This is a genomic window from Xanthobacter autotrophicus ATCC 700552 (genome assembly GCF_043194565.1).
Classification (GTDB): domain Bacteria; phylum Pseudomonadota; class Alphaproteobacteria; order Rhizobiales; family Xanthobacteraceae; genus Xanthobacter; species Xanthobacter autotrophicus_F.
The window spans coordinates 38,577-62,357 of the sequence record NZ_JBAFVS010000016.1; the positions used below are offsets into that span (position 1 = coordinate 38,577).

Here is a 23,781-nt window from a genome sequence, read left to right on the forward strand (position 1 = left end):
CTGCGGGCGGCATTTTTCCACTGATCTTGAAGACCATTGCGAGGAACCCATGCTGGGCATGAGCAAGGACACATTTCTACTGGTCGACGCGGCGGTGACCATCATCGGCCTCATCGTCCTCATCACCCGCTTCAAGGTCCATCCCTTCGTGGCCCTGATCCTGGCCGCGGGCTTCCTGGGCCTCAGTTCCGGCATGCCGGTGGACCTCATCATGAAGTCCTTCCAGGACGGCTTCGGCGGCGTGCTCGGCTTCGTCGGCATCGTGCTGGGCCTCGGCACCATGCTGGGCAAGCTCATGGCCGAATCGGGCGGCGCGGACCAGATCGCCCAGACCCTCATCGATGCCTTCGGCAAGCAGCGGGTGCATTGGGCCATCATGCTCGCCGCCTTCCTGGTGGGCATTCCGCTGTTCTTCGAGATCGGCTTCGTGCTGCTCATCCCCCTCGTCTTCGTGGTGGCGAGCCGCACCGGCGTGTCGCTGGTGAAGGTGGGCATCTCGCTGCTGGCGGGCCTCTCGGCCGTGCACGGCCTGGTGCCGCCCCATCCCGGCCCGCTGCTGGCGGTGGGGGTGTTCGGCGCCGACATCGGCAAGACCATCTTCTACGGCCTCATCGTCGGCCTTCCCGCCGCCGCCATCGCCGGCCCCATGTTCGGCTCGTTCATCTCCCGGCGCATTCCGGGCCACGCGTCGCCGGAACTGGTCGCCCAGTTCGTGCAGGATACGCGCACGCACACCCTGCCTGGCTTCGGCGTCACCCTCGCCACCATCCTGCTGCCGGTGGTGCTGATGTTGCTGAAGGCCTTCGCCGATGTCGCGTTCGCCGCAGGCAACCCGATCCGGGCATGGCTGGACCTCATCGGCCACCCCATCACCGCCCTGCTCGCCGCGCTGCTGCTGTCGCTCTACACCTTCGGCAGCGCCCGCGGCTTCTCCCGCGAGGTCATCGGCAAGCATCTCAACGACAGCCTCCTGCCGGTGGCGGGCATCATCCTCATCGTCGGTGCCGGCGGCGGCTTCAAGCAGATGCTGGTGGCGAGCGGGGTGGGCGATGTCATCGGCCACATGGCGGTGCAGGCCCACGTCAACCCCATCCTGCTCGCCTGGCTGGTGGCGGCGGTGATCCGGGTGGCCACGGGCTCCGCCACGGTGGCGACCATCACCGGCGCAGGCATCGTCGCCCCGGTCCTCGCGCTCACCCCCGGTGTCAACCGCGAGCTGCTGGTGCTGGCCACCGGCGCCGGATCGGTGGTGCTCTCCCACGTCAACGACGCCGGCTTCTGGCTGGTGAAGCAGTATTTCAACATGACGGTGGAAGAGACCTTCAAGACCTGGACCGCCATGGAGACGATCCTGTCGGTGGTCGCCCTCGGCCTCATCATGGCTCTGTCGCTGGTGGTGTAGCTCCCCCGCGACAGCGCGCCCGCCGCCGCTTCCCCACGTCCGGCGGCGGGCGTATCTTTTACAATCCTGAGGATGCTGCGCATCCGGGATATCTTCGCTCAGGCGCCGCGCGGGCTGGTGTCAGGGCTGGCGGAACCGGGCGCGGATGCGCTGCTCCAGCTCGTCGCGCACGGTGCGGTAGGCATCGAGGCGCTGCTCGCGATTGCCCGCCTCCCGCGAAGGGTCGGAGGTGGGCCAGTATTCCACGCCCAAAGCGTTGGTGCGGGTCAATTCCAGCGCGCGGTGGTGGGCGTCCGGCGAGAGGGTGATGGCGAGATCGAAGCTGAGGCCCTCGTATTCCTCAAGGTCTTCCACGCTCTGCGGCCGATGCTTCTTCACGTCGAGGCCGATTTCGTCCAGCACCGCGGTCACGAAGGGATCGGCCTCGCCCGCGATCACGCCGGCCGAAGCCACATAGATGGACTTGCCGAACAGATGCTTGGCCAGCGCCTGCGCCATCACCGAACGCACCACGTTCTGCCCGCATATGAAGAGAACCGATTGCGGCCGCGCCGAGCGCCTGGGTGCCGCATCCGGCTCCATGGTCGCTCAGCCTTTCCAGTGCAGGGCGCAGATGAGCGTGAACAGGCGCCGGGCGCTGTCGAAATCCAGCTCCACCTTGCCATCCAGGCGCTCGCGCAGCAGCGTCGAGCCCTCGTTGTGGAGCCCGCGCCGGCCCATGTCGATGGCCTCGATCTGGCTCGGCGAGGCGGAGCGGATGGCGTTGTAATAGCTCTCGCAGACGAGGAAATAATCCTTCACCACCTTGCGGAACGGGGCAAGGGAGAGGTGGTGCTGCACCACCTGCTCGCCGCTCTCCCGCTTGATGTCCAGCACCAGCCGGCTCTCCACGAGCGAGATGTGCAACGTGTAGGGCCCCTCCCCCGGATCGTTGCACGGGGCGAAGGTGTTGTCCTCGATGAGGTCCCAGATGGCGGTGGCGCGCTCGTGGTCGATGTCCGCGCTGGAATGGCCGATGGAGGCGTCGTCGAGCGTCACCGCGGTGAGGCGGGCTGAGGGGCGGGCATCCGGCGTGTCGCTCATCGCCTCGTCCTTCCGATCATCTGTTGGTGCGGATGGAGACCGATCGCCCGTGCGCGTCGAGCCGCTCCACCGCCGCAAGGCGCACGGCAGCCGGCCCGAGTTGCGCCAAAGCGCCGGCGTCGAGCTTCAGGATCGAGGTGCGCTTCATGAAGTCGAGCACGGACAGGCCCGAGGAAAAGCGCGCCGAGCGGGCGGTGGGAAGCACATGGTTGGTGCCGCCCACATAGTCGCCGATGGCCTCCGGCGTGAAGGCCCCGACGAAGATTGCCCCCGCATGCCGCACCTTGGCTGCGAGGTCGTCCGCATTCGCGGCGTGGATCTCCAGGTGCTCGGGCGCGATGCGATCCACCAGCGGGATGGCCGAGGCAAGATCCGGCACCAGGATGATGGCGCCATGGTCGCGCCACGAGGCCGAGGCGATGGCGACGCGCGGCAGGGTCGCCAGCATGCCCTCCACCGCCTTCTCCACCTGGTCCGCCAGTTCGGGCGAATCGGTGATGAGGATGGACTGGGCGGCGGTGTCGTGCTCGGCCTGGGCGAGGAGGTCCGCGGCGATCCAGTCGGCGCTGGCATCCCCGTCGGCGAGGATCAGCACCTCGGAGGGGCCGGCCACCATGTCGATGCCCACCTTGCCGAACACCTGCCGCTTGGCCGCCGCCACATAGGCGTTGCCGGGGCCGACGATCTTGTCCACCGGCTGGATGGTCCTGGTGCCATAGGCGAGGGCCGCCACCGCCTGGGCTCCGCCCACGCGATAGACCTCGTGGACGCCGGCAAGGCGCGCCGCCGCCAGCACCAGCGGCGCGATCTCGCCATCCGGCGCCGGCACCACCATGACGATGCGCGGAACGCCCGCGACCTGTGCCGGCACCGCATTCATGAGCACCGACGAGGGATAGGCCGCCGTACCGCCGGGGACATAGAGCCCCACCGCGTCCACGCTGGTCCAGCGGTGGCCCAGCACCACACCGGCCTCATCGCGATAGGTTTCGTCGGTCGGCTTCTGCCGGGCATGGTGCGATTCGATGCGCGCCTTGGCAAAGACAAGGGCTTCGCGGGTCTCGTCCGGGATGGAAGCAAGGGCCGCGTCCAGCTCCGCGTCGCTCACGCGCAGGCCCAGCTTTTCGAGGTCCACCCGGTCGAAGGTGCGCGACAGATCAATCAGGGCATCATCGCCCCGCGCGCGCACGTCGGCGATGATGGTGGCCACTTGCTCCTGCACGTCCACCGAGGCCTCGCGCTTAGAGCCGAGGAAGGTGGTGAAACGCTCAGGAAAGTCGGGTTGTTCGGTGATGAGGCGGATCGGCATGCCGCCTTGCTAGAGCAGGTTCGCCCGCGAGGGAAGCCCCGCGGTCACCGTGCCGCGCCGGCGGCGTGTGGCGCCGGCGCCTCTGCGGCATCGCTCAAGCGGCGGTGCCCTTGGTTTCCGGCAGTTCTTCGGGCACCGGATGCCTGGGTGCGTGGGTGCACCCCCAGGCCGGCCCGAGGTCCCGCATGCCGGCCTCGATGCATTCCACCTCAAGCCGCACTTCCGCGCCGCCCGAGAAGGTGAGAAGCACGAAGCCCGAGGGCGTCTCCCCGGGGATGAAAGTGACGGCGAGGAGGTTGAGCACGCCGGTGCGGCGCCCCTCCTCCATGTTGCGGCACTTCACGTCGCGCACCCGCTCGAAATGCAGGCCGGTGCGCCGGCGCACGGTCTCGTTGGCGCAGACCTGCTGGTCCCAATCGAACCGGTTGAGCACCATGGCGAAGCGCTGCAACCGCGGCAGGAACCCCATGTCCACCGTCTTCACCACCGCATCCTGAAGATGGGCGGAGAAAATGGCGAGATCCTCGTCGTCGAGGGCGATGAGCTTCAGATTTTCCATGGCGATACCGCCTTTCTGGCATGGAGCGGAGATAGCCATCACGGCCCTGCCCTTCAAGGGGCAAAGGCGCGGCTCAGCCCTGCAACCGCTCGCCGGGACGGGCGAAACGCCATGCTTCGCCTTTGCCATGGCACCCGGGCGACCTATAGGTTCCCTGCGCCGGGGCGTGCGGCATAAGGGATGACGGCACCATGAGGATTTTCGGCCCGCTGTGGCGGGGCTCCAAGCGCGCGGTGAAGCTGTTCGCCCTGCTGGTGGCTGCCGTCCTCCTCACCATCTTCGTGGTGCGGGCGGTGGACAGCCAGCGCGGCCCGCCGCTGGAGCCTTGGCATACCTTCGTGCCGCCGGAACTCAGCCGCAGCGAACTGGCGACGGCCGACCTTGCCCAATACCTCCAGGCCGAGGACAAGGCGTTCGCCGCCGTGCGCACCGAGGTGACGCAGAAGCTCGACACTGCCGAGCGGGTGCGCTTCAATCGCTACTTTGATGCCAGCCCCATCCATCCCGGCCGCTTCGCCCAGGATTTCAACCGCACCTATGTGCTGGAACCGAACGGCGCGCCGGAAGGGGCGCCGGAGGGGGCGGCGGTGTTCCTGCACGGCCTCACCGATTCGCCCTACAGCCACCGGCATCTGGCCAAGCTCTATGCCGATCACGGCTTCATCGCCATCGTGCTGCGCCTGCCGGGCCACGGCACCGTTCCCGGCGCCCTCACCCGGACCGATTACGAGGACTGGATCGCCGCCACCCGCCTTGCCATGCGCGAGGCGCGCCGCCGCGTGGGGCCGGACAAGCCGGTGCACATCGTCGGCTATTCCAATGGCGGGGCGCTGGCGCTCATGCATGCGCTGGATGCGCTGGATGATCCCGCGCTGGTGGCGCCGTCCCGCATCGTGCTGATGTCGCCCATGGTGGGCGTGACGGAGTTCGCGCGCTTTGCCGGCCTCGCCGGCCTGCCGGCCATCTTCCCCGCCTTCGCCAAGGCGGCTTGGCTGAGCCTGATCCCCGAGTTCAACCCCTTCAAGTACAATTCATTCCCGGTGCATGCCGCCCGCGAATCCTTCCTTTTGACCCAGGCGCTGCAAGCGAACATCACGCGCCATTCACGCTCCGGGCGGCTTTCGGGCCTTGCCCCGGTGCTCACCTTCCAGTCGGTGCTGGACCACACGGTGAGCACCCGCGCGGTGATCGACGAGTTGCATGCCCGCCTCGACGACAATGGCAGCGAGCTGGTGCTGTTCGACATCAACCGCGGCGGACAGTTCGAGGAGCTTTTGACGGTCAATGCCGGCACCGCCCTCTCCCGCCTGCTGCCGCCGGCGCCGCGCCGGTTCCGCACCGCCGTGATCGCCAACGCCTCGACCACGACCGAGGCCATGGAGGTGCGCGAGACCCTGGCTAACGCCACCGAGGAAACCCGGAGCGCGCTCTCGGTCACCTATCCGGAGGACGTCTATTCCCTGTCCCATGTGGCGATCCCGTTCCCGCTCTCCGACGGGCTCTACGGGCTGGAGCCGGACCTGGCCGACAGCTTCGGCATTCGGCTCGGCGACATCGCCGCGCGGGGGGAATTCGGGTCGCTGGTGGTGAATGTGGACATGCTGGTGCGCATGTCCTCCAACCCCTTCTTCCCCTATCTCGCCGAGCGGGTGGCCGCGGGCCTGCCCCCCGCGCGGTGAATGTTTGCGGCCTGCGCTCAGGCGCCGCGCGGACTCCTTTGCGGCCTACGCTCAGGCGCCGCGCGGGCTTCCTTGCGGCCTACGCTCAGACGCCGCGCGGGCTTGGGGTCACACCTCTTCCGGGACCGTCTGGCCGGAGAGCAGTTCCGCCACGTAGCGGGACGAGGGGTGGTGGGCGCAGATGGTGAGGACGGCGATCAGGATCGGGACGCCGATGAAGGCGCCGGCAATGCCCCACAGGAAGGCCCAGAAGAACACGGAGAACAGCACCAGGAACGGCGACACCGCCAGCGCCTTGCCGGCCAGACGCGGCTCCAGATAGGAGCCGGAGAGGAACTGGATCACGTTCAGGCAGGCAAAGACGAATAGCGCCATCTCCCAGGATTCGAACTGGGCGAGGGCGAACAGGGCCGGCAGCAGCGTCGCCACGAACGGGCCGATGAAGGGGATGTAGTTCATGGCGAAGGCGATGGCGCCCCAGGCCAGCGCCAGTTCCAGCCCTGCGGTGAGCGTGAACACCCACACCACCGCGCCGGTGGCGATGCTCATGAGGGTGCGCACCGCCATGTATTTCTGCAGCTTGGCCGCCGTATCCGCGAGGGCCGCCGGCAGGTGCGGCGCGCGCCCGGAGCGGCCGAGGCGCAGCACCTGGCTCTTGATGGCATCCACTTCCAAAAGCCCCAGCAGCACATAGACGAAGGTGAAGACGAGGAAACTCGCCAGCCCCTGCAGGCGGCCGGACAGGTCCTGGAACACCCGCAGCAGCCAGCGCACGTCGAAATGCTCGGCCCACAGCCCCGCGAGCACGAAGCCGTGCCCCTCCAGCCAGGTGGCTGCCTGGCCATAGAGCGCCTGGAAGCGGGCGGTGTTCTGGAACACCCAGGTCGCCACATGGCTGAAGCCCCACACCACCACGGACGACACCCCGGCCACCACCGCCAGCGTGATGACGAGGGTTGCCAATACGGCCAGCAGCTTGGGCAGGCGTTTCTCCAGCAGGGCCTGGAGGGGATAGACCACGGCGATGACAAATACGGCGAAGGCCACCGGCACGATCAGGGTGTCCGCGACATAGAGGGCGGCGAAAGCCAAGATCGCCGCGGCGAGACCGACCGGAAACGTCATGCTGCATCCTTCCCCGAAAGCGGACCTGCGCCGAATACCTCAGGCGCAACCGTATGGCGAGGGATGCAGACGGGATGGCGGGCGGGCGGCGCAGGACACACCGATGTATGCAATACGCACATCGAATGACACTTCTGCATAAAATTTATGCCATCGCTGCACGACTCCGACGCACAGGGTCGACCGGCGAAGTCCATAAAGTGTTGATTTTATTAAAGCCAAAATCTGGCACGTCCGTTGCTTGATAGCAGGATGAGTTGGTGGCTAGGGTTCCGGCATCCTGCGGGATGTGCTGGTCCGAGAGCTACCACTGCTCCGGGAGACATCCGGGGCGGGTGCACGGCGGGATAAAAGCCCGGGAGACCTCAGTGGCCAAGGAATTGGCGGCACTTGGGTTTCCGCCAGTTCCCAATCGTTCGAAACGAAGGGGAATTACATGCACACTGCGTTCTCGTTCTCAGCTCAGCGCCTGAAATCCTTCGCCGCCCGCGCCCTCGGCGCCGCCGCCGTGGTGGGCCTTGTGTTCGCCGCCCAGCCGGCCGCCGCCGCGCCCAAGAAAGACTTCAAGGTCGCCTGGTCCATCTATGTGGGCTGGATGCCGTGGGGCTACGCCAACGACGCCGGCATCGTGAAGAAGTGGGCCGACAAATACGGCATCAAGATCGATGTGGTGCAGTTCAACGACTATGTGGAGAGCATCAACCAGTACACGGCCGGCGCCTTCGACGCCCTCACCGTCACCAACATGGATGCCCTTTCCGTGCCCGCCGCCGGCGGCGTGGACACCACCGCCGTCATCGTCGGCGACTTCTCCAACGGCAACGACGCCGTCATCCTGAAGGGCAAGAAGGAGCTTTCGGCCATCAAGGGCCAGAAGGTGAACCTGGTGGAGTTCTCCGTCTCCCACTATCTGCTGGCCCGCGCGCTTGAGAGCATCAAGCTGAAGGAGCGCGACGTGAAGGTGGTGAACACCTCCGACGCCGACATGGTCGCCGCCTTCAAGACCAAGGACGTGACGGCAGTCGTCACCTGGAACCCGCTGGTCTCCGAGGTCCTCGCCGACAAGGCCGCCCACAACGTGTTCGATTCATCCAAGATCCCCGGCGAGATCATGGACCTCATGGTGGCCAACTCCGACACGCTCAAGGATAACCCGGACTTCGGCAAGGCCCTCGCCGGCATCTGGTACGAGACCACGGCCCTCTTCACCGCCGACACCGAGGCCGGCAAGGCGGCGCGGGCCGCCATGGGCAAGGCCTCCGGCTCCGACCTCGCCGGCTTCGACAGCCAGCTTGCCGCCACCAAGCTCTTCGCCAAGGCCTCGGACGCGGTGGCCTTCGTGCGCTCCCCCGCCGTGGGCACCACCATGGACCGGGTGCGCACCTTCCTGTTCGAGAAGAACCTGCTCGGCTCCAACGCCAAGTCCGCCGACGCCGTGGGCATCGCGCTGGCCGACGGCAAGGTGCTGGGCGACGCCAAGAACGTGAAGTTCCGCTTCGTCGATACCTGGATGGCCCTCGCCGCCGACGGCAAGCTCTGAGGGTCTCTCCGTCCGAAGCCCTCTCCCGCTTGCGGGGGAGGGTTGGGAGGGGGCGGATGGCTCCGCCTCCCACGGTGCCGGGCAATACACGCAGCGGCGCTTACCTCACGGCGTCGCCCCCTCCCCTGCCCTCCCCCGCAAGCGGGAGAGGGAGCCCCTGCGGCCCTGACGGGCTGCCACCCAACCCAATTTTCGGAGCAGCGCTGATGCGCCTCGTCAACATCAGGCCGGATCGGGGAACGGCGCTGTTCCTCGCCATCCTGCCCTTTGCCCTTGTCGTGCTTGCCTATGTGCTGGGCTCGGCCGAGCGCCTGTCCGCAAATCCCGACGACAAGCTGCTGCCGAGCCTCGCCTCCCTGGGCGAAGCCATCGGCAAGGTGGCCTTCACGGCGGATGCGCGCACCGGCAATTATTTGTTGTGGTCGGACACGCTGGCGAGCCTTGAACGCCTGTTTTCGGCGCTCGCCATTTCCACCGCCATCGCGCTTCTCATCGGCGTGCTCGTGGGCATGCTGCCCATGGTGCGGTCCTTCCTCGCGCCGTTCGTGGCCATGGTGTCCATGGTGCCGCCGCTGGCGCTTTTGCCCATCCTGTTCATCGTGATGGGGCTGGGGGAAGCCTCCAAGATCGCGCTCATCACCATCGGCATCACGCCCTATCTGGTGCGCGACCTCGCCATGCGGGTGGAGGAACTGCCGCGCGAACAGATGATCAAGGCGCAGACCCTGGGCGCCTCCACCTGGCAGATGGCCCTGCGGGTGGTGCTGCCGCAGATCCTGCCGCGCCTGATGGACGGGCTGCGCCTGTCGCTGGGGCCGGCTTTCCTGTTCCTGATCGCGGCGGAGGCCATCGCCTCGGACAGTGGCCTTGGCTACCGGATCTTCCTGGTGCGGCGCTATCTCGCCATGGATGTGATCCTGCCCTACGTGGCCTGGATCACCCTCCTTGCCGTGGCCATGGATTTCGCGCTGGTGCGCGCCCGCCGCTTCTTCTTCCCCTGGTTCGGAGCCGCGACATGACGACAATCGCCGTGCGCCACCTGTGGAAGGAATATGGCGACCAGATCGTGCTGGAGGACATCTCCCTCGATTTCACCCCGCGCTCCTTCATCGCCCTCGTCGGCCCCTCGGGCTGCGGCAAGACCACCTTCCTGCGCATCCTGCTCTCCGAAGAGACCGTGACGCGCGGCGAGGTGCTGATCGACGGCAAGCCCATCGCCCGCGAGCCGGGAGCCGACCGGGGCGTGGTGTTCCAGCGCTATTCCGTGTTCCCGCACCTCACCGTGCTGGGCAACGTGGTGCTCGCCGCCGAGATGGAGGAAGCCCCCTTCATCGGCCGCCTGTTCGGCGCCCGCCGCCGTCAGGTGGAGGAGGAGGCCCGCGCCCTCATCGCGGAAGTGGGACTGAAGGGCGCGGAGGACAAATATCCCGCCGCCCTGTCCGGCGGCATGCAGCAGCGCCTGGCACTGGCGCAGGCCATCATGCGCAGGCCGAAGATCCTGCTGCTGGACGAGCCGTTCGGCGCGCTCGACCCCGGCATCCGGGCCGACATCCACCAGCTCATGCTGAAGCTGTGGAACGAGTGCGAGATGACCGTGGTGATGGTGACCCACGACCTGAAGGAAGCCTTCACGCTGGCCACCCGCATCATCGCCTTCGAGCGCCGCCGCAACCGGCCCGAGGAAAAGGCCCGCTACGGCGCCACCATCGCCAAGGACATCGAGGTCTGGCCGACCCGCATCGCCGGCAAGCCTCAAAAGCCATCACCCACCCCAGGCCGGGACGACCCGGCCATCCCCTCGGGACCCGGCCGGGACGACCCGGCACTCCAGACGGCTTGAGGAGACACGCCATGACCGTCACCGAGGATACCCGCCTCTTCATCGAAGAGAACAAGCGCCGCTATGCCGAACTGAAGGCCGCCGGCCAGCAGCACGCGCCCAAGGCCCTGCCCGGCCCGACGCCCCGCGATGGCGCGCCCATCCCCGAAGGCGCCCTGATCCATGCCGAGACCATTCCCGGCGGCTGGTACTGGTCGACGCCGCTGCAAGCCGGCGAGGCGCTGCGCATCCATCTGGCCCACGGCCCGGCGGCGGTCTCCATGATCGCCTGGGCGGCGGCGGACAAGACCGAACGGCTGAACTATGCCGACACGGTGAAGGTCCAGTGGACCGCGGCGCTGGGCAAGGGCCGCGTGCTGTTCTCCGACATGGGGCGGGTGATGCTCTCCCTCATCGAGGACACCACCGGCTTCCATGACGCGCTGGTGGGCGGCTCCACCGCCACCTCCAACCGCGCCCGCTATGGCGAGAAGGTGCTGCGCAACACCCGCGACAACTTCATCCTCGCCGCTGGCAAGCTCGGCTACGACAAGCGCGATATCCCCCCGGCCCTGACCTTCTTCGCCCCCGTGCGCACGGACGCCGACGGCACCTTCCACTGGATCGAGGACAAGCGGCAGGCCGGCGATTTCGTGGACCTGCGCGCCGAGATGGACCTCATGGTCGCCCTGTCCAACTGCCCCCACCCCCTGGATTCGGCGGTGCACTACGCCCCGCCTGCCGTGGAGGCCGTCCGCTTCCGCGCGCCCGCGCCGGCCGCGGACGATCTGTGCCGCACCGCCACTATCGAGGCCGTCCGCGGCTTCGAGAACAATGCGCGCTGAGGGGAGGCTGACATGAGCACGTTTTTCGCAACCCCCGTGCGGGATGCTTCCGCGGCCATCGCCGATTACGTCGTGCCGGCCAACGCCCCCTTCTCCTGCGTGGTGAAGAAGGGCGAGAGCGTGCGCATCGTGGATCTGGAAGGCCAGCAGGCGGTGGATACCCTGTTCTACCGCGCCGACGATTTCTCCGAGCGCTATTCCTCGCAGGATACGCTGCGGGTGCAGGGCTCGGCCTATGTATCCACGGGCACGAAGCTGATTTCGTCCGAGGGTAACCTCATGCTCACCGTGACCGCCGACACCTGCGGCCGGCACGACACCTCGGCGGGGGCCTGCTCGTGCGAGGCGAATACGGTGCGCTTCGGCCACCAGGTGAAGTATCTGCACGCCTGCCGGGAGAATTTCGTCATCGAGGTGATGAAGCACGGCATGTCGAAGCGCGACGTGGTGCCCAACATCAACTTCTTCATGAACGTGCCGGTGGAGCCCTCGGGGGAACTGGCCATCGTGGACGGCATCTCCGGCCCCGGCGACTATGTGGAGCTGTTGGCGGAGATGGATGTGCTTCTCGTCATCTCCAACTGCCCGCAGATCAACAATCCCTGCAACGGCTTCAACCCGACGCCGATCCAGGTCCTCGTCTTCGCCGGCGAGGAGGGTTGAACCATGTTCACGAAAGTCCTCATCGCCAATCGCGGCGAGATCGCGCGGCGGGTCATCCGCACGCTCCGCGCCATGAATATCGCCTCGGTGGCCGTGTATTCGGACGCCGACCGCTTCACCCGCGGCGTGCTGGAAGCGGACGAGGCGGTGCGCCTCGGCCCGGCCCCGGCCGCCGAGAGCTATTTGAACGTGGATGCCGTGATCGCCGCCTGCAAGGCGACGGGCGCGCAGGCGGTGCATCCGGGCTACGGCTTCCTGTCGGAGAACGTGGCCTTCGCCCAGCGGCTCGCCGATGAAGGCATCCGCTTCATCGGCCCCAAACCCGAGCATTTGAAGGATTTCGGACTGAAGCATACGGCCCGCGCGCTGGCGAAAGCCTCCGGCGTGCCGCTGCTGCCGGGCACGGACCTGCTCGACAGCGCCGAGGACGCGCTTGAGGCGGCGCAGGCCATCACCTATCCGGTGATGCTGAAGTCCACCGCCGGCGGCGGCGGCATCGGCATGCAGCTGTGCCACACGCCGCAGGAGCTGGCCGACACCTTCGAGCGCGTCCAGCGCACCGCCCGCGCCTCCTTCGGCGATGCGCGGGTGTATCTGGAGCGCTTCGTGGCCGCGGCGCGCCATGTGGAAGTGCAGATCTTCGGCGACGGCAAGGGCCGTGTGGTGGCGCTCGGCGAGCGCGACTGCTCGCTCCAGCGGCGGAACCAGAAGGTGGTGGAGGAGACCCCCGCCCCCCTCCTCTCCGACGCCGTGCGCGCGCGCCTGCACGCCGCCGCCGTGAAGCTGGGTGAGAGCGTGGCCTATGAGAGCGCCGGCACGGTGGAGTTCATCTACGACCCGGCCCGGCAGGAATTCTACTTTCTGGAGGTGAACACCCGCCTGCAGGTGGAACATCCCGTCACCGAGGCGGTGTTCGGCATCGACCTCGTGGAATGGATGATCCGGCAGGCCGCCGGGGAAGATCCCATCGCCGCCGCCGGCCCGCTGGTGCCGAAGGGCGCGGCCATGGAGGTGCGCGTCTATGCGGAGATCCCTCACGCCAATTTCCAGCCCTCGGCGGGCCTTCTCACCGAGGTGAAGTTTCCCGCAAATGCGCGCATCGACGGCTGGATCGAGACCGGCACCGAGGTGACGCCCTATTACGATCCCATGCTCGCCAAGGTGATCGTGACCGGGGAAGACCGCCCCGCCGCCATCGCGGCGCTCAATGCCGCACTGGCGGCAACCTCCATCTGCGGCATCGAGACCAACCTTCAGTATCTGCGCGCCATCGCGGCGTCCGAATTGCTCGCCTCGGCCAAGGTGGCGACCACGGCGCTGAAGGATTTCGCCTTCCGCCCCGAAAGCGTGGAGGTGCTTGTCCCCGGAGCGCAGTCCAGCCTTCAGGAACTGCCGGGGCGGCTCCACCTGTGGCATGTGGGCGTGCCGCCCTCCGGCCCCATGGACGACTATTCCTTCCGTCGCGCCAATGCTTTGGTGGGCAATGCCGAGACCCAATGCGCACTGGAACTGACCGTGAACGGGCCGACCCTGCGCTTCCATGACGATGCGGTGGTGGCCCTCTCCGGCGCGCTGATGCCCGCCACCCTCGACGGCACCCCCGCCCCGCATGATGCCGCCTTCGCGGTGAAGGCCGGGCAGGTGCTGGCCATCGGCGCCATTTCGGGGCCGGGGCAGCGGGCCTATCTGGCGGTGAACGGCGCGTTCCAGGCCCCCGTGGTGCTGGGCTCGCGCGCCACTTTCGCTTTGGGCGCGTTCGGCGGCCATGCCACCGGCACGCTGAAGGGCGGCGACACCCTCCACCTCGCCCCCAAGTCCGCACGCCCACAGGTTCCGGACCATGTCGCCGGCACCCCCGCGCCGCTGACGCGGGCGTGGAGCATCGGCGTGGTCTATGGCCCCCATGGCGCGCCGGACTTCTTCCAGGACGACGACATCGCGGATCTGTTCTCGGCGACCTACGAGGTGCATTTCAACAGCGCCCGCACCGGCGTGCGCCTCATGGGGCCGACGCCGCGCTGGGCGCGCACCGATGGGGGGGAGGCGGGGCTCCACCCCTCCAACATCCACGACAATGCCTATGCCATCGGCGCCATCGACTTCACCGGCGACATGCCCATCATCCTCGGCCCGGACGGCCCTTCGCTGGGCGGTTTCGTCTGCCCGGCGGTGATCGCCCGCGACGAGCAGTGGAAGATGGGGCAGCTGAAGCCCGGCGACACCGTGCGCTTCTTCGCCCTGCCCCGGCCGGAAGACCCCATCGCCGGACCGGCCTTCGCTGCGCAAAGCCCTCTCCCGCTTGCGGGGGAGGGTTGGGAGGGGGAGGACGGCGCCACTCGCCCCGCCGCCGGGCCAACGGAAACCGGCCACCTCCCCAGCCCTCCCCCGCCCCCACTCCGCGTCAGCGGAGTTGGGATCGAGAGTGCCGAAGCCGGAAACATCCGGCTTCGGGCGGGAGAGGGGGCGCCGCTCGTGCTAACTTCAAAGTCGGGACAAAACGCCGGCTCGCCCATCCTCGCCCGGAGGGAGGACGGCCCGGTGAGCGTGGTCTACCGCCGGCAGGGGGACGACAATCTCCTTGTCGAGTTCGGCGACATGCACCTCGACATCGCGCTGCGCCTGCGCGCCCACCTGATGGCACAGGCAGTGGAGGCGGCGCGCCTGCCGGGGATCATCGACCTCACCCCCGGCATCCGCTCGCTCCAGATCCACTACGATGGCGGGGCGATGCCACGCGCCAAGCTGCTGGACGCCCTCGCCGAGATCGAGAGCGGCCTGCCCCGCGCCGAGGACGTGGTGGTGCCGAGCCGCGTCGTCCACCTGCCCCTCTCCTGGAACGACCCGCAGGCGGAACTTGCCATGCGCAAGTATCAGGAGCTGGTGCGGCCGAACGCGCCGTGGTGCCCGTCCAACATCGAGTTCATCCGCCGCATCAACGGCTTGGCGGACGAGCAGGCGGTGAAGGACATCATCTTCGGGGCGAGCTACCAGGTACTGGGCCTCGGCGATGTCTATCTCGGCGCGCCGGTGGCCACCCCCATCGATCCGCGCCACCGCCTGGTCACCACCAAGTACAATCCGGCCCGCACCTGGACGCCGGAAAACGCGGTGGGCATCGGCGGTGCCTATATGTGCATCTATGGCATGGAGGGACCGGGCGGCTACCAGCTGTTCGGCCGCACCATCCAGATGTGGAACACGTGGCGCTCCACGAAGGTGTTCGAGCCCGGCACCCCGTGGCTGCTGCGCTTCTTCGACGAGATCCGCTTCTTCCCCGTGAGCCACCAGGAGCTGATGGAGGCGCGCGAGGCCTTCCCCCACGGCGCCTATCCGGTGCGCATCGAGGACGGCCGCTTCTCCTACGCCGACTATGCCGCGACCCTCGCCGCCAATGCCGGCGAGATCACCGCCGGCAAGGCCCGCCAGCAGGCGGCCTTCGAGGCCGAGCGCGCCCGCTGGAAGGCGGAAGGGCTCGACAGCTTCGTGGTGGAGGACGGCGCCGGCCCCTTCAGCGAAGGCGAGATGCCGGCCGGCTGCTTCGGCGTCTCCGCCAGCGTGCCCGGCAATGTCTGGAAGGTGCTGGTGGCGGAGGAGACGGTGGTCGCCGCAGGCGAAACCATCGCCATCATCGAATCCATGAAGATGGAAATCTCCATCACCGCCCATGCCGCCGGGCGGGTGCGGGAGATCCGCGCCGTTCCCGGCCGCACCGTGCGCTCCGGCGATGTGGTCTGCGTGCTCGAAGCCCTGTGACGAACGCCGAGAGAAAAGCCCGGAGGAAAGCTCATGACGACCGATCTGCCGCTCAGCGGACATCGCCCGTCCGAAACCAGCCCACGGGAGGCCGTGCCCATCGCCGTGGTGGGTGCGCATCTCTCCGGCATGCCGCTCAATCCGGAGCTTACGGAGGCCGGCGGCGTGCTGGTGAAAAGCTGCCGCACCGCGCCGGACTACCGGCTGTTCGTGCTGCCGGACACCACGCCCCTGAAGCCCGGCGTGGTGCGCGCCCCGGGCTTTGCCGGGCCAGGGCTGGAGGTGGAGGTCTGGGCGCTGGACCCTGCCGCCTTCGGCCGCTTCGTCTCCCGCATCCCGGCGCCGCTCGGCATCGGCAAGGTGCGGCTGGAGGACGGCAGCGAAGTGCCCGGCTTCCTGTGCGAGGCCCATGCGGTGGAGCGCGCCGAGGAGATCACCGCGCTCGGCGGCTGGCGCGCCTATATGGAGCGGCGGCGCGGATAGGGCGACCCGCTGGTCCTCTCATCCCCCGGCTCGTCCGGGGGATGACGCCCCTCCCCTGCGGCAGAGGGGCACTTCGCGGCAAGGCGCATCAGCCGTCCGTGTGCCCGCCGACCACTTCCTCGGCACTGTATTTGTAGACGCGGCCGCAGAATTCGCAGGTGACGGCGATATGCCCGTCGTCCTGGATCATGTCGCGCCGCTCCTCGCCGGAGAAGGAGGCGAGCACGCCGGATACCCGCTCGCGCGAGCAGGAGCAATGGGCCGCCATGGGCGCGGGATCGAACACCCGCACCCCGCGCTCGTGGAACAGGCGGAACAGCAGCCGCTCGCTGGAGAGGTCGCGGTCGATCAGTTCCACGTCCTCCAGTGTGGCGACGAGGGAACGCGCTTCCACCCAGGCGTCGTCCTCGTCCACGGCGTGGGGCGTGGTGCCCTCCGGCGCATCTCCCGGCGCAAGGTCGGACATGCGGGAGCGGGAGGCGTCCTGCGGCAGGAACTGGGCCAGAAGCCCACCTGCCCGCCAGGACGAGGCCGCGCCCCCCGCCTTCATTTCCTCGCCCACGGCGAGGCGCACGCGGGTGGGGATCTGCTCGGACTGCTGGAAATATTCGTGCGCCGCTTCCTCCAGCCCCGAGCCGTCCAGCGCCACCACACCCTGGTAGCGGTTGGCGGAAAGGCCCTGGTCGATGGTCATGGCGAGGTGGCCGCGGCCGATGAGGGCGGCGGGCGAGGTCTCGTTGCGCCGCTCGGCCTCGGCCAGCGCCTCCTTGTCGAAGCGCGCATAGGCGCGGATCTTGTCGGGGGTGAGGAAGTCCGCCACCACCATGTCCACCGGCCCGTCGGTCTGGGTCTGCAGGATGAAGCGGCCCTCGAACTTGAGGGACGATCCCAGCAGCACGGCCAGCGTCACCGCCTCGCCCACCACGCGCTTCACCGCCGCGGGATAATCATGGTGCGCCAGCACCGCATCCAGCGTCGCGCCGAGGCGCACGGTGCGCCCGCGCAGGTCCAGCGCATCCACCTGGAAGGCGGTGACGATGTCGTCCTGCGCCGCCTCGGCCCGGCGGGTGCTGCCGTGTCTCTCGCCGCGGGATTGTTCGCCGCCGGACCGCTCGCCGCTCATGGGGACTCCTCGAAACGATGGGCCGGGCAGGACGATCGTGGCCGCTGACCGCAGTCGCTGACCATAGCCGCGAATCCGGGCAGCCGCTGCCCCGGCCAGATGCCATCCCACCCGGAAGGGTTGAGCCGGCATATAGGCACCCGACCCCGCCGGCGGAAGATGGCCGCCGGATCGGTCCGTCAGACCGGCGCAGGCCGCCATCGTCCCGGATCTTCGCCCCCAAGATCGCGCTTGCGATCGGCGTGCGCTAGTCGCCCGCCGCGTGGAAGCACCAGGCGAGGATGCCCTTCTGGGCATGCAGGCGGTTCTCCGCCTCGTCGAACACCACCGACTGCGGGCCGTCCATCACCTCGTTGGTCACCTCCTCGCCGCGGTGGGCGGGCAGGCAGTGCATGAAGATGGCGTCCTTGTGGGCGCGCGCCATGAGGGCGCTGTTCACCTGATAGGGCTTCAGCAGATTGTGGCGGCGCTCCGCCTCCTTGTCGCCCATGGAGACCCAGGTGTCGGTGACGACGCAGTCCACGCCCGCCACCGCCTCCTCGGGATCGCGCACGAACTTCACCTTCGCCTTGGTGCGCTTGACGAAGTCCTTCAGCGCCTGGCGCGGCGACAGCTCCTTCGGGGTGGCGACCCTGAGCGAGAAGTCGAAGCGCTGGGCGGCATGGACCCAGGAGGCGAGCACATTGTTGGCGTCACCCGTCCAGGCCACGGAGCGACCCTGGATGTTGCCCTTGTGCTCCTCGAAGGTCAGCACGTCCGCCATCACCTGGCAGGGATGGGAGATGCGCGTCAGCCCGTTGATGACCGGCACGGTGGCGTGCTTCGCCAGTTCGGTCAGGTCGTCATGGTCCAGGATGCGGATCATGATGGCGTCCACGAAGCGCGACAGCACGCGGGCGGTGTCGGCGATGGTCTCGCCGCGGCCCAGCTGCATCTCCTGGCCGGTGAGCATGATGGTATCGCCGCCGAGCTGCCGCATGGCGAGGTCGAAGGACACGCGGGTGCGGGTGGACGGCTTGTCGAACACCATGGCGAGCGTCTTGCCCGCAAGCGGCCGATCCACCTCGCCGGCCTTGCGCCGGGCCTTGAGATCCTTCGAAAAATCGAGAACCCGGCGCAATTCCTCGGCCGGGATCTCGGACAGGTCTAGAAAATGGCGCACGCCGTTCCCCCTCATTCCGCCGCTCCCTGCACCGGAGCGGCCACGAGGCGGTCCTCGATACGCCGGCAGGCAGCTTCGATCTTCTCCACGGCGATGCCCACCTCCTCCTCGCTCACGATGAGCGGGGGCAACAGCCGCACCACATTGTCGCTGGCGCCGGGCGCGAGCATGCCTTCTTCGCGCAGGGCGACCACCAGATCGGCGGCCGGCACGGCGCAGCGCAGGCCCAGCAGCAGGCCCTGCCCGCGCACCTCGGCGATGATGGACGGGTGCCGGTCCCTCACCTCGGCGAGGCGCTGCACGAGGCGCGTCGACATGGCGTTCACATGGTCGAGGAAGCCGTCGGCGAGCACGAGGTCGAGCACGGCATTGCCCACCGCCATGGCGAGGGGGTTGCCGCCATAGGTGGAACCGTGGGTGCCAAGCGTCATGCCCTTGGCGGCCTCTTCCGTCGCGAGGCAGGCGCCCATGGGGAAGCCGCCGCCGATGCCCTTGGCCACGGCCATGATGTCCGGGGTGACGCCGACCCATTCGTGGGCGAACAGCTTGCCGGTGCGCCCGACGCCGCACTGCACCTCGTCGAGCACCAGCAGCAGGCCCTTCTCGTCGCACAGGGCGCGCAGGCCCTTGAGGAAGGTCGACGGGGGAACGCGCACGCCACCCTCGCCCTGCACCGGCTCCACCAGGATGGCGGCGGTCTCAGGCGTCACGGCGGCGCGGGCGGCTTCAAGGTCGCCGAACGGGACCTGATCAAAGCCCGGCATGGCCGGCTCGAAGCCTTCGAGATACTTGGCGTTGCCGCCGGCGGCGATGGTCGCCAGCGTGCGGCCGTGGAACGCGCCCTCGAAGGTGATGATGCGGTTCTTTTCCGGATGGCCGCTGGCGAACTGGTATTTGCGGGCCATCTTGATGGCGCACTCGATGGCTTCCGCACCCGAATTGGTGAAGAACATGGTGTCCGCGAAGGTCACGGCCTTCAGGCGCTCGGCAAGCTTCTCGCCGCCGGGGATGCGGAACAGGTTCGAGGTGTGCCAGAGCTTCTTCGCCTGCTCGGAAAGCGCGTCGGCGAGATAGGGATGGGCATGGCCCAGCACGTTCACCGCGATGCCGGCGGTGAAATCGAGAAAGCGTCGCCCGTCCGTCGTGACGAGCCAGCAGCCCTCCCCCCGTTCGAATTCGAGGTCGATGCGCGCATAGGTCGGCAGAACGGCGGTGATCACTTCATTCCTCCCAAAAAGGGTTCATTCCCCTTGAGGTGGCACCGGTTGACGAACAAAACGCGACAACCGGCGCATCGCAAACAAAAAAGGCCGCCCTCGCGGGGGGCGGCCCGACGGACCGGATTCTAATGATCATGCGCGCGAGGTCAACTCATGCGCTGCCGCAGCCGGTTCCCAAGCCTCACGCCCGTTTTTCCGGCACCCGTTTGCCCGGTGTCAGAGCGCCGTGGAACCCATGGCCTTAACGAAGCCTTAAGGAGCTGGGGAAAACGGCCTTGACGCCATCACCGACTCTGTTGTGCGCACCAGCCATATTGTAGGTTCTTTCTCGTCAGCCACGAGATGTCGTGCGTGAGGGACGCCAGGGACGCATTTCCAGGACCTTGCAGAGCCGGGCCGGATCCGCACGCGGAAGCGTGGGGAACCGTGGAAGGAGTCCGGCTTCACGCGCCTCCCGGCACCGCCAGGCGGCGGGCTGGACTGGGGCCGGACCGTTCAGGTCGCATTGACCTGATCGATCGATCCGTCTCCAACGTGATGAAAAGAGGCCGTTTTCCGATCGGGTTGCGATCTGACCGGACGGGCTCCAGGCGCCCCGCGTATGTCCGGCGCCCTCGTTTTCGGCCGACGCATTCTCGCCGGCCGTCGTCCAGGGGTCCAGCACGGGCTCCGGACCGACCCACGCGACGCCGGCGGATGCCGGTGCCGGTGGCTTTCAAATGCGGCAAATGGAGAAGAGCGATGAGCTGGACTGACGAGCGCGTCGAACTCTTGAAGAAGCTCTGGAGCGAAGGCCTCTCCGCGAGCCAGATTGCAACTGAATTGGGCGAGGTCACCCGCAATGCGGTGATCGGCAAGGTGCACCGGCTGGGCCTGTCCGGCCGTGCCAAGTCGCCGACCCCGGCGCCGGCCCGCCCGCGCAGCAAGACGGACCGGCCCGAGCGGCCGGGCACCGGGGCAGGAGATCTGGCCCGTCCGCACCGCCCTGCCACCATCGGCAACACCGCGCTCGCGGCGGAGCCGGAGGAGATGCCGGAAGAGGCTCCGGCGCCCGCCCCCAAGGCGGTCGACAACGTGGTGCCCATGGCACAGCGTTGCACCATCATGAACCTCACCGAGTCCACCTGCCGCTGGCCCCTCGGCGAGCCGGGCACGGAGAGCTTCCATTTCTGCGGCGGCAAGAGCAATCCGGGCACGCCCTATTGCACCGTGCATGCCCGCATGGCTTACCAGCCGGTGCAGGATCGCCGCCGGGACCGGCGGCTCGCCTTTCTGTGAAAATGGAAAGGGCCGGGGAGGAGGCCCCCCGGCCCTTTCACTCAAGTCATTGAAGTCGCGAGGGGGTTTCCTGCGACTCCCGGCCCGGAAAATTCAGTCCGCGAGCCCCAGCGAAGGGGCGGCGCGGCGCTCCAGCACGTCGCGGATGGCGGAGACGAGGTCTTCCTCCTTCACCGCGAACTGGGCCGGGCGGGCGGCGCGATAGTCCGCATTGTCGGCGATGGAGGCGGCGATCTTCGCGCCCTCCACGAGGTCCTTGATCTGCACCTCGCCTGCCGATTTCTCGTTTGATCCCTGGATGATGACCGCGGGCGCGCCGCGCCGGTCGGCATATTTCATCTGCGGTTTCATGCCGCCGCCGCCCAGATACATCTCGGCCCGGATGCCGTTGGCGCGCAGGTCCGCCACCATTTTCATATAGTCGGCGATGCGGTGCGGCTCCTTGTCCATCACCAGCACCACGACCGGGCCAACCTCCGGCGCTGCATCCATTTTTCCCAGGAAGGCCAGCGCCGCCAAGAGCCGGGAGACGCCGATGGAGAAGCCGGTCGCGGGCACCTTCTCGCCGCGGAAGCGGGCCACCAGCCCGTCATAGCGCCCGCCGCCGGCGACCGAGCCGAAGCGCACCGGGCGACCCTCTTCATCCTTGATTTCAAACGTCAACTCGGCCTCGTAGACGGGGCCGGTATAATATTCGAGGCCGCGCACCACGGACGGGTCGATCTTCACCCGGTCCTCATAGCCAGCGGCGGTGACCAGCGCGGCGATGTCGCGCAGCTCGGCCATGCCCTCAAGGAAGGCGGAATTGGACGCCAAGGCCGCCGCGAGCTCCACATCACCGCCGAGTTCGACTTCAACTCCCACGTCGGTGGCGCGCAGGCCCTCGCCGGTGAGCATGGCGAGCACAACCGCGCTCTGGCGCGGGTCCAGCCCCGCACCCTTGGTGAAGTCGCCACTCTCGTCGCGCCGGCCGGGGCCGAGCAGAAGTTCGACACCTTCAACGCCGAACTTGTCGAACTTGTCGATGGCCCGCAGCACGGTGAGGCGGCGGCCGAAGTTTTCATCCCCGCCGAGGCCGATGGCCTCCATCACCCCGTCGAGCACTTTGCGGTTGTTCACCCGCACCACATAGGCGCCGCGGGGCACGCCCACCGCCTCCAGGGTGTCGGCGGCCATCATGCAGATCTCCGCGTCGGCGGCGACCGAAGGGGCGCCCACCGTGTCGGCGTCGAACTGCATGAACTGGCGGAAGCGGCCGGGGCCGGGCTTTTCGTTGCGGAAAACGGTGCCGGCCCGGTACGAGCGGTAGGGCTTGGGCAGCTGCTCGAAATGCTCGGCCACGTAGCGGGCCAGCGGCGCGGTCAGGTCATAGCGCAGGGACAGCCACTGCTCGTCGTCGTCCTTGAGGGAGAACACGCCCTCGTTGGGGCGGTCGAGGTCCGGCAGGAACTTGCCGAGGGCGTCGGTATATTCGAGGGCCGGGGTCTCCAGCGCCTCGAAGCCGTACAGCTCGTAGACGGCGCGGATCTTCTCCAGCATGGCGCGGGTGGCGGACAGCTCCGCGCCGGTGCGATCGACGAGGCCGCGGGGGAGCCGCGCCTTCGGCTTGAATTCTTTGGCCATGGGGTGTGGGAGCCCGTCCCGGTATCTCTAGAAAAGGTCGGGGCGTCTTAGAGGACGGGGGACGGAACGGCAAGTTTGGGGAGACCAGCCGTTCCCCGGACAAGCGAAGGCGAAGCCTGAGCGCCGATCCGGGGTCCAGCGCAAGAGTCCTGCGAAGCAGACAATCCCCAGGACGGTTTCAGATCAGGCCGCCTTCGGCGACTCCCTGCGCTGGGTCCCGGCTCTCCTTCCCCTGCGCTCACGCTGCGGTCCAGTCGGCCGGGACGCGAGCGGCTAAAGGCGAGCCGCCCGCTCAGCCCCTCACATAGACCCGGGTGCCCAGCGGCACGCGCTCGTAGAGGTCGATGATGTCCTGGTTCAAAAGGCGGATGCAGCCGGAGGACACCTGCTGGCCGATGCTCCACGGCTCGATGGTGCCGTGGATGCGGAACAGGGTGTCGCGGTCGCCGTCATAGAGATAGAGCGCGCGCGGGCCGAGCGGGTTGGTCTCGCCGCCGGGCAGGCCGGCCGCATAGGGTCCATAGCGGGCCGGCTGGAGCCGGACCATGTTGGCGGTCGGGGTCCAGTGGGGCCATTTTTCCTTGCGCTTGATGGTGGCCCAGCCGCGGAAGGAATAGCCCTCCTTGCCCACGCCCACGCCGTAGCGGATGGCCTTGCCGTCCCGCCCGACCAGATAAAGGAAGCGCTCGTTGACATCGACGAGGATGGTGCCGGGGGCAAAGCCCGCGGGGGCCGGCACCTCCTGGCGCAGGAAGCGGGGATCCACCTCGGAGAGGTCGACCTCGTCCACCGGGAAGGGCTCGCCCTCCACCGGGCCATACATCATGGCCGACCGGCTGAGCGGCGCGGGGGGCGGATTGGTCACGCAGGCGGCGAGCGCCAGCGGCGCTCCAAGCACGAACAGGCGACGGGTCAGGCGTTCAGGCGTCGAGGAATGATCTGCCGTGGGGGACTTCAGGGCCATGGTCTTTCCACTCGGAACGAAACGAATATCTGCACGCATCAACGCGCGGACCGGGGCGCGGGTTTCGCCCCATGTCTGCGACATTGAACCGTGCACAGGTGGCGTTAAGGTTAACGCCCCATCACCGGCTTCGCCTGAAAGCGCAGCGGAT

General features: G+C 68.0%; 19 protein-coding genes, 1 pseudogene and 1 riboswitch. Of the genes and pseudogenes, 10 read left to right on the top strand and 10 right to left on the bottom strand.

The window, feature by feature from the left end:
• The first annotated feature begins 58 nt into the window (after positions 1-58).
• Positions 59-1,402 (top strand): GntP family permease, encoded by a 1,344-nt coding sequence (locus tag V5F48_RS16735; protein ID WP_394259616.1) that lies wholly within the window; start codon positions 59-61, stop codon positions 1,400-1,402.
• A 120-nt stretch (positions 1,403-1,522) separates the two neighbouring features.
• Here the strand turns inward: V5F48_RS16735 and V5F48_RS16740 are convergent, their stop codons facing one another.
• The 4 genes from V5F48_RS16740 to V5F48_RS16755 form a co-directional block, all read right to left on the bottom strand.
• On the bottom strand, positions 1,523-1,984 hold the full coding sequence (locus V5F48_RS16740; RefSeq protein WP_394108527.1) for an arsenate-mycothiol transferase ArsC: 462 nt from the start codon (positions 1,982-1,984) through the stop codon (positions 1,523-1,525).
• A 6-nt stretch (positions 1,985-1,990) separates the two neighbouring features.
• Positions 1,991-2,485 (bottom strand): UPF0262 family protein, encoded by a 495-nt coding sequence (locus tag V5F48_RS16745; protein WP_394108528.1) that lies wholly within the window; start codon positions 2,483-2,485, stop codon positions 1,991-1,993.
• A gap of 16 nt (positions 2,486-2,501) precedes the next feature.
• On the bottom strand, positions 2,502-3,794 hold the full coding sequence (gene hisD, locus V5F48_RS16750) for a histidinol dehydrogenase (protein ID WP_394259617.1): 1,293 nt from the start codon (positions 3,792-3,794) through the stop codon (positions 2,502-2,504).
• A gap of 94 nt (positions 3,795-3,888) precedes the next feature.
• Positions 3,889-4,353: a DUF2948 family protein gene (locus V5F48_RS16755; protein WP_394259618.1), complete on the bottom strand. Its 465-nt coding sequence runs from the start codon at positions 4,351-4,353 to the stop codon at positions 3,889-3,891.
• A 191-nt stretch (positions 4,354-4,544) separates the two neighbouring features.
• Here V5F48_RS16755 and V5F48_RS16760 point away from each other — a divergent pair, with 191 nt between their 5' ends.
• The gene (locus V5F48_RS16760; RefSeq protein ID WP_394259619.1) at positions 4,545-6,032 is read left to right on the top strand and encodes an alpha/beta hydrolase; all 1,488 of its coding nucleotides are present in this window, start codon (positions 4,545-4,547) and stop codon (positions 6,030-6,032) included.
• 108 nt (positions 6,033-6,140) lie between these two features.
• Here the strand turns inward: V5F48_RS16760 and V5F48_RS16765 are convergent, their stop codons facing one another.
• A complete protein-coding gene (locus tag V5F48_RS16765) occupies positions 6,141-7,157 on the bottom strand; it encodes an AI-2E family transporter (protein ID WP_394259620.1) in 1,017 nt (338 codons plus the stop codon).
• A 253-nt stretch (positions 7,158-7,410) separates the two neighbouring features.
• Positions 7,411-7,521, top strand: a riboswitch (guanidine-I (ykkC/yxkD leader).
• A 72-nt stretch (positions 7,522-7,593) separates the two neighbouring features.
• Between V5F48_RS16765 and V5F48_RS16770 the strand changes: the two genes are divergently transcribed.
• The 7 genes and pseudogenes from V5F48_RS16770 to V5F48_RS16800 form a co-directional block, all read left to right on the top strand.
• On the top strand, positions 7,594-8,697 hold the full coding sequence (locus V5F48_RS16770) for a putative urea ABC transporter substrate-binding protein (protein ID WP_394259621.1): 1,104 nt from the start codon (positions 7,594-7,596) through the stop codon (positions 8,695-8,697).
• 206 nt (positions 8,698-8,903) lie between these two features.
• On the top strand, positions 8,904-9,716 hold the full coding sequence (locus V5F48_RS16775; protein ID WP_394259622.1) for an ABC transporter permease: 813 nt from the start codon (positions 8,904-8,906) through the stop codon (positions 9,714-9,716).
• Positions 9,713-10,537, top strand: coding sequence for an ABC transporter ATP-binding protein (locus tag V5F48_RS16780; protein ID WP_394108535.1), 825 nt, complete (start codon positions 9,713-9,715; stop codon positions 10,535-10,537). The genes V5F48_RS16775 and V5F48_RS16780 overlap by 4 nt, the downstream gene beginning before the upstream one ends.
• Before the next feature lie 11 nt (positions 10,538-10,548).
• Positions 10,549-11,361, top strand: coding sequence for an urea amidolyase associated protein UAAP1 (locus tag V5F48_RS16785; RefSeq protein WP_394259623.1), 813 nt, complete (start codon positions 10,549-10,551; stop codon positions 11,359-11,361).
• A gap of 12 nt (positions 11,362-11,373) precedes the next feature.
• On the top strand, positions 11,374-12,024 hold the full coding sequence (locus V5F48_RS16790; protein ID WP_394259624.1) for an urea amidolyase associated protein UAAP2: 651 nt from the start codon (positions 11,374-11,376) through the stop codon (positions 12,022-12,024).
• A 3-nt stretch (positions 12,025-12,027) separates the two neighbouring features.
• Positions 12,028-15,777: a 5-oxoprolinase/urea amidolyase family protein gene (locus V5F48_RS16795; RefSeq protein WP_394259625.1), complete on the top strand. Its 3,750-nt coding sequence runs from the start codon at positions 12,028-12,030 to the stop codon at positions 15,775-15,777.
• Positions 15,778-15,870: 93 nt separating this feature from the next.
• A pseudogene (locus tag V5F48_RS16800) lies at positions 15,871-16,260 on the top strand (allophanate hydrolase-related protein); the annotation flags it as partial.
• Positions 16,261-16,348: 88 nt separating this feature from the next.
• On the opposite strand, the gene V5F48_RS16805 reads toward V5F48_RS16800, so the two are convergent.
• The 3 genes from V5F48_RS16805 to V5F48_RS16815 form a co-directional block, all read right to left on the bottom strand.
• Positions 16,349-17,383: an Hsp33 family molecular chaperone gene (locus V5F48_RS16805; RefSeq protein WP_394259626.1), complete on the bottom strand. Its 1,035-nt coding sequence runs from the start codon at positions 17,381-17,383 to the stop codon at positions 16,349-16,351.
• 247 nt (positions 17,384-17,630) lie between these two features.
• Complete coding sequence (gene argF, locus V5F48_RS16810) at positions 17,631-18,560, bottom strand: ornithine carbamoyltransferase (protein ID WP_394259627.1); 930 nt, start codon at positions 18,558-18,560, stop codon at positions 17,631-17,633.
• Positions 18,557-19,765, bottom strand: coding sequence for an aspartate aminotransferase family protein (locus tag V5F48_RS16815; RefSeq protein ID WP_394259628.1), 1,209 nt, complete (start codon positions 19,763-19,765; stop codon positions 18,557-18,559). Before V5F48_RS16815 ends, argF begins: the two co-directional genes overlap by 4 nt.
• A gap of 741 nt (positions 19,766-20,506) precedes the next feature.
• Here V5F48_RS16815 and V5F48_RS16820 point away from each other — a divergent pair.
• The gene (locus tag V5F48_RS16820; RefSeq protein WP_394108542.1) at positions 20,507-21,043 is read left to right on the top strand and encodes a GcrA family cell cycle regulator; all 537 of its coding nucleotides are present in this window, start codon (positions 20,507-20,509) and stop codon (positions 21,041-21,043) included.
• Between the two features lie 93 nt (positions 21,044-21,136).
• Here V5F48_RS16820 and hisS read toward each other — a convergent pair whose 3' ends face one another.
• Both hisS and V5F48_RS16830 read right to left on the bottom strand, forming a co-directional pair.
• Positions 21,137-22,666 (bottom strand): histidine--tRNA ligase, encoded by a 1,530-nt coding sequence (hisS, locus tag V5F48_RS16825; protein ID WP_394259629.1) that lies wholly within the window; start codon positions 22,664-22,666, stop codon positions 21,137-21,139.
• A 292-nt stretch (positions 22,667-22,958) separates the two neighbouring features.
• A complete protein-coding gene (locus tag V5F48_RS16830) occupies positions 22,959-23,630 on the bottom strand; it encodes a L,D-transpeptidase (RefSeq protein ID WP_394108544.1) in 672 nt (223 codons plus the stop codon).
• Positions 23,631-23,781 lie beyond the last annotated feature (151 nt).

What these genes read in the sequence shown, in the direction of transcription:
- V5F48_RS16735 (WP_394259616.1), top strand. Translation starts at nt 59, where the DNA reads ATGAGCAAGGACACATTTCTACTGGTCGACGCGGCGGTGACCATCATC.
- V5F48_RS16740 (WP_394108527.1), bottom strand. Translation starts at nt 1,984, where the DNA reads ATGGAGCCGGATGCGGCACCCAGGCGCTCGGCGCGGCCGCAATCGGTT.
- V5F48_RS16745 (WP_394108528.1), bottom strand. Translation starts at nt 2,485, where the DNA reads ATGAGCGACACGCCGGATGCCCGCCCCTCAGCCCGCCTCACCGCGGTG.
- hisD (WP_394259617.1), bottom strand. Translation starts at nt 3,794, where the DNA reads ATGCCGATCCGCCTCATCACCGAACAACCCGACTTTCCTGAGCGTTTC.
- V5F48_RS16755 (WP_394259618.1), bottom strand. Translation starts at nt 4,353, where the DNA reads ATGGAAAATCTGAAGCTCATCGCCCTCGACGACGAGGATCTCGCCATT.
- V5F48_RS16760 (WP_394259619.1), top strand. Translation starts at nt 4,545, where the DNA reads ATGAGGATTTTCGGCCCGCTGTGGCGGGGCTCCAAGCGCGCGGTGAAG.
- V5F48_RS16765 (WP_394259620.1), bottom strand. Translation starts at nt 7,157, where the DNA reads ATGACGTTTCCGGTCGGTCTCGCCGCGGCGATCTTGGCTTTCGCCGCC.
- V5F48_RS16770 (WP_394259621.1), top strand. Translation starts at nt 7,594, where the DNA reads ATGCACACTGCGTTCTCGTTCTCAGCTCAGCGCCTGAAATCCTTCGCC.
- V5F48_RS16775 (WP_394259622.1), top strand. Translation starts at nt 8,904, where the DNA reads ATGCGCCTCGTCAACATCAGGCCGGATCGGGGAACGGCGCTGTTCCTC.
- V5F48_RS16780 (WP_394108535.1), top strand. Translation starts at nt 9,713, where the DNA reads ATGACGACAATCGCCGTGCGCCACCTGTGGAAGGAATATGGCGACCAG.
- V5F48_RS16785 (WP_394259623.1), top strand. Translation starts at nt 10,549, where the DNA reads ATGACCGTCACCGAGGATACCCGCCTCTTCATCGAAGAGAACAAGCGC.
- V5F48_RS16790 (WP_394259624.1), top strand. Translation starts at nt 11,374, where the DNA reads ATGAGCACGTTTTTCGCAACCCCCGTGCGGGATGCTTCCGCGGCCATC.
- V5F48_RS16795 (WP_394259625.1), top strand. Translation starts at nt 12,028, where the DNA reads ATGTTCACGAAAGTCCTCATCGCCAATCGCGGCGAGATCGCGCGGCGG.
- V5F48_RS16805 (WP_394259626.1), bottom strand. Translation starts at nt 17,383, where the DNA reads ATGAGCGGCGAGCGGTCCGGCGGCGAACAATCCCGCGGCGAGAGACAC.
- argF (WP_394259627.1), bottom strand. Translation starts at nt 18,560, where the DNA reads ATGAGGGGGAACGGCGTGCGCCATTTTCTAGACCTGTCCGAGATCCCG.
- V5F48_RS16820 (WP_394108542.1), top strand. Translation starts at nt 20,507, where the DNA reads ATGAGCTGGACTGACGAGCGCGTCGAACTCTTGAAGAAGCTCTGGAGC.
- hisS (WP_394259629.1), bottom strand. Translation starts at nt 22,666, where the DNA reads ATGGCCAAAGAATTCAAGCCGAAGGCGCGGCTCCCCCGCGGCCTCGTC.
- V5F48_RS16830 (WP_394108544.1), bottom strand. Translation starts at nt 23,630, where the DNA reads ATGGCCCTGAAGTCCCCCACGGCAGATCATTCCTCGACGCCTGAACGC.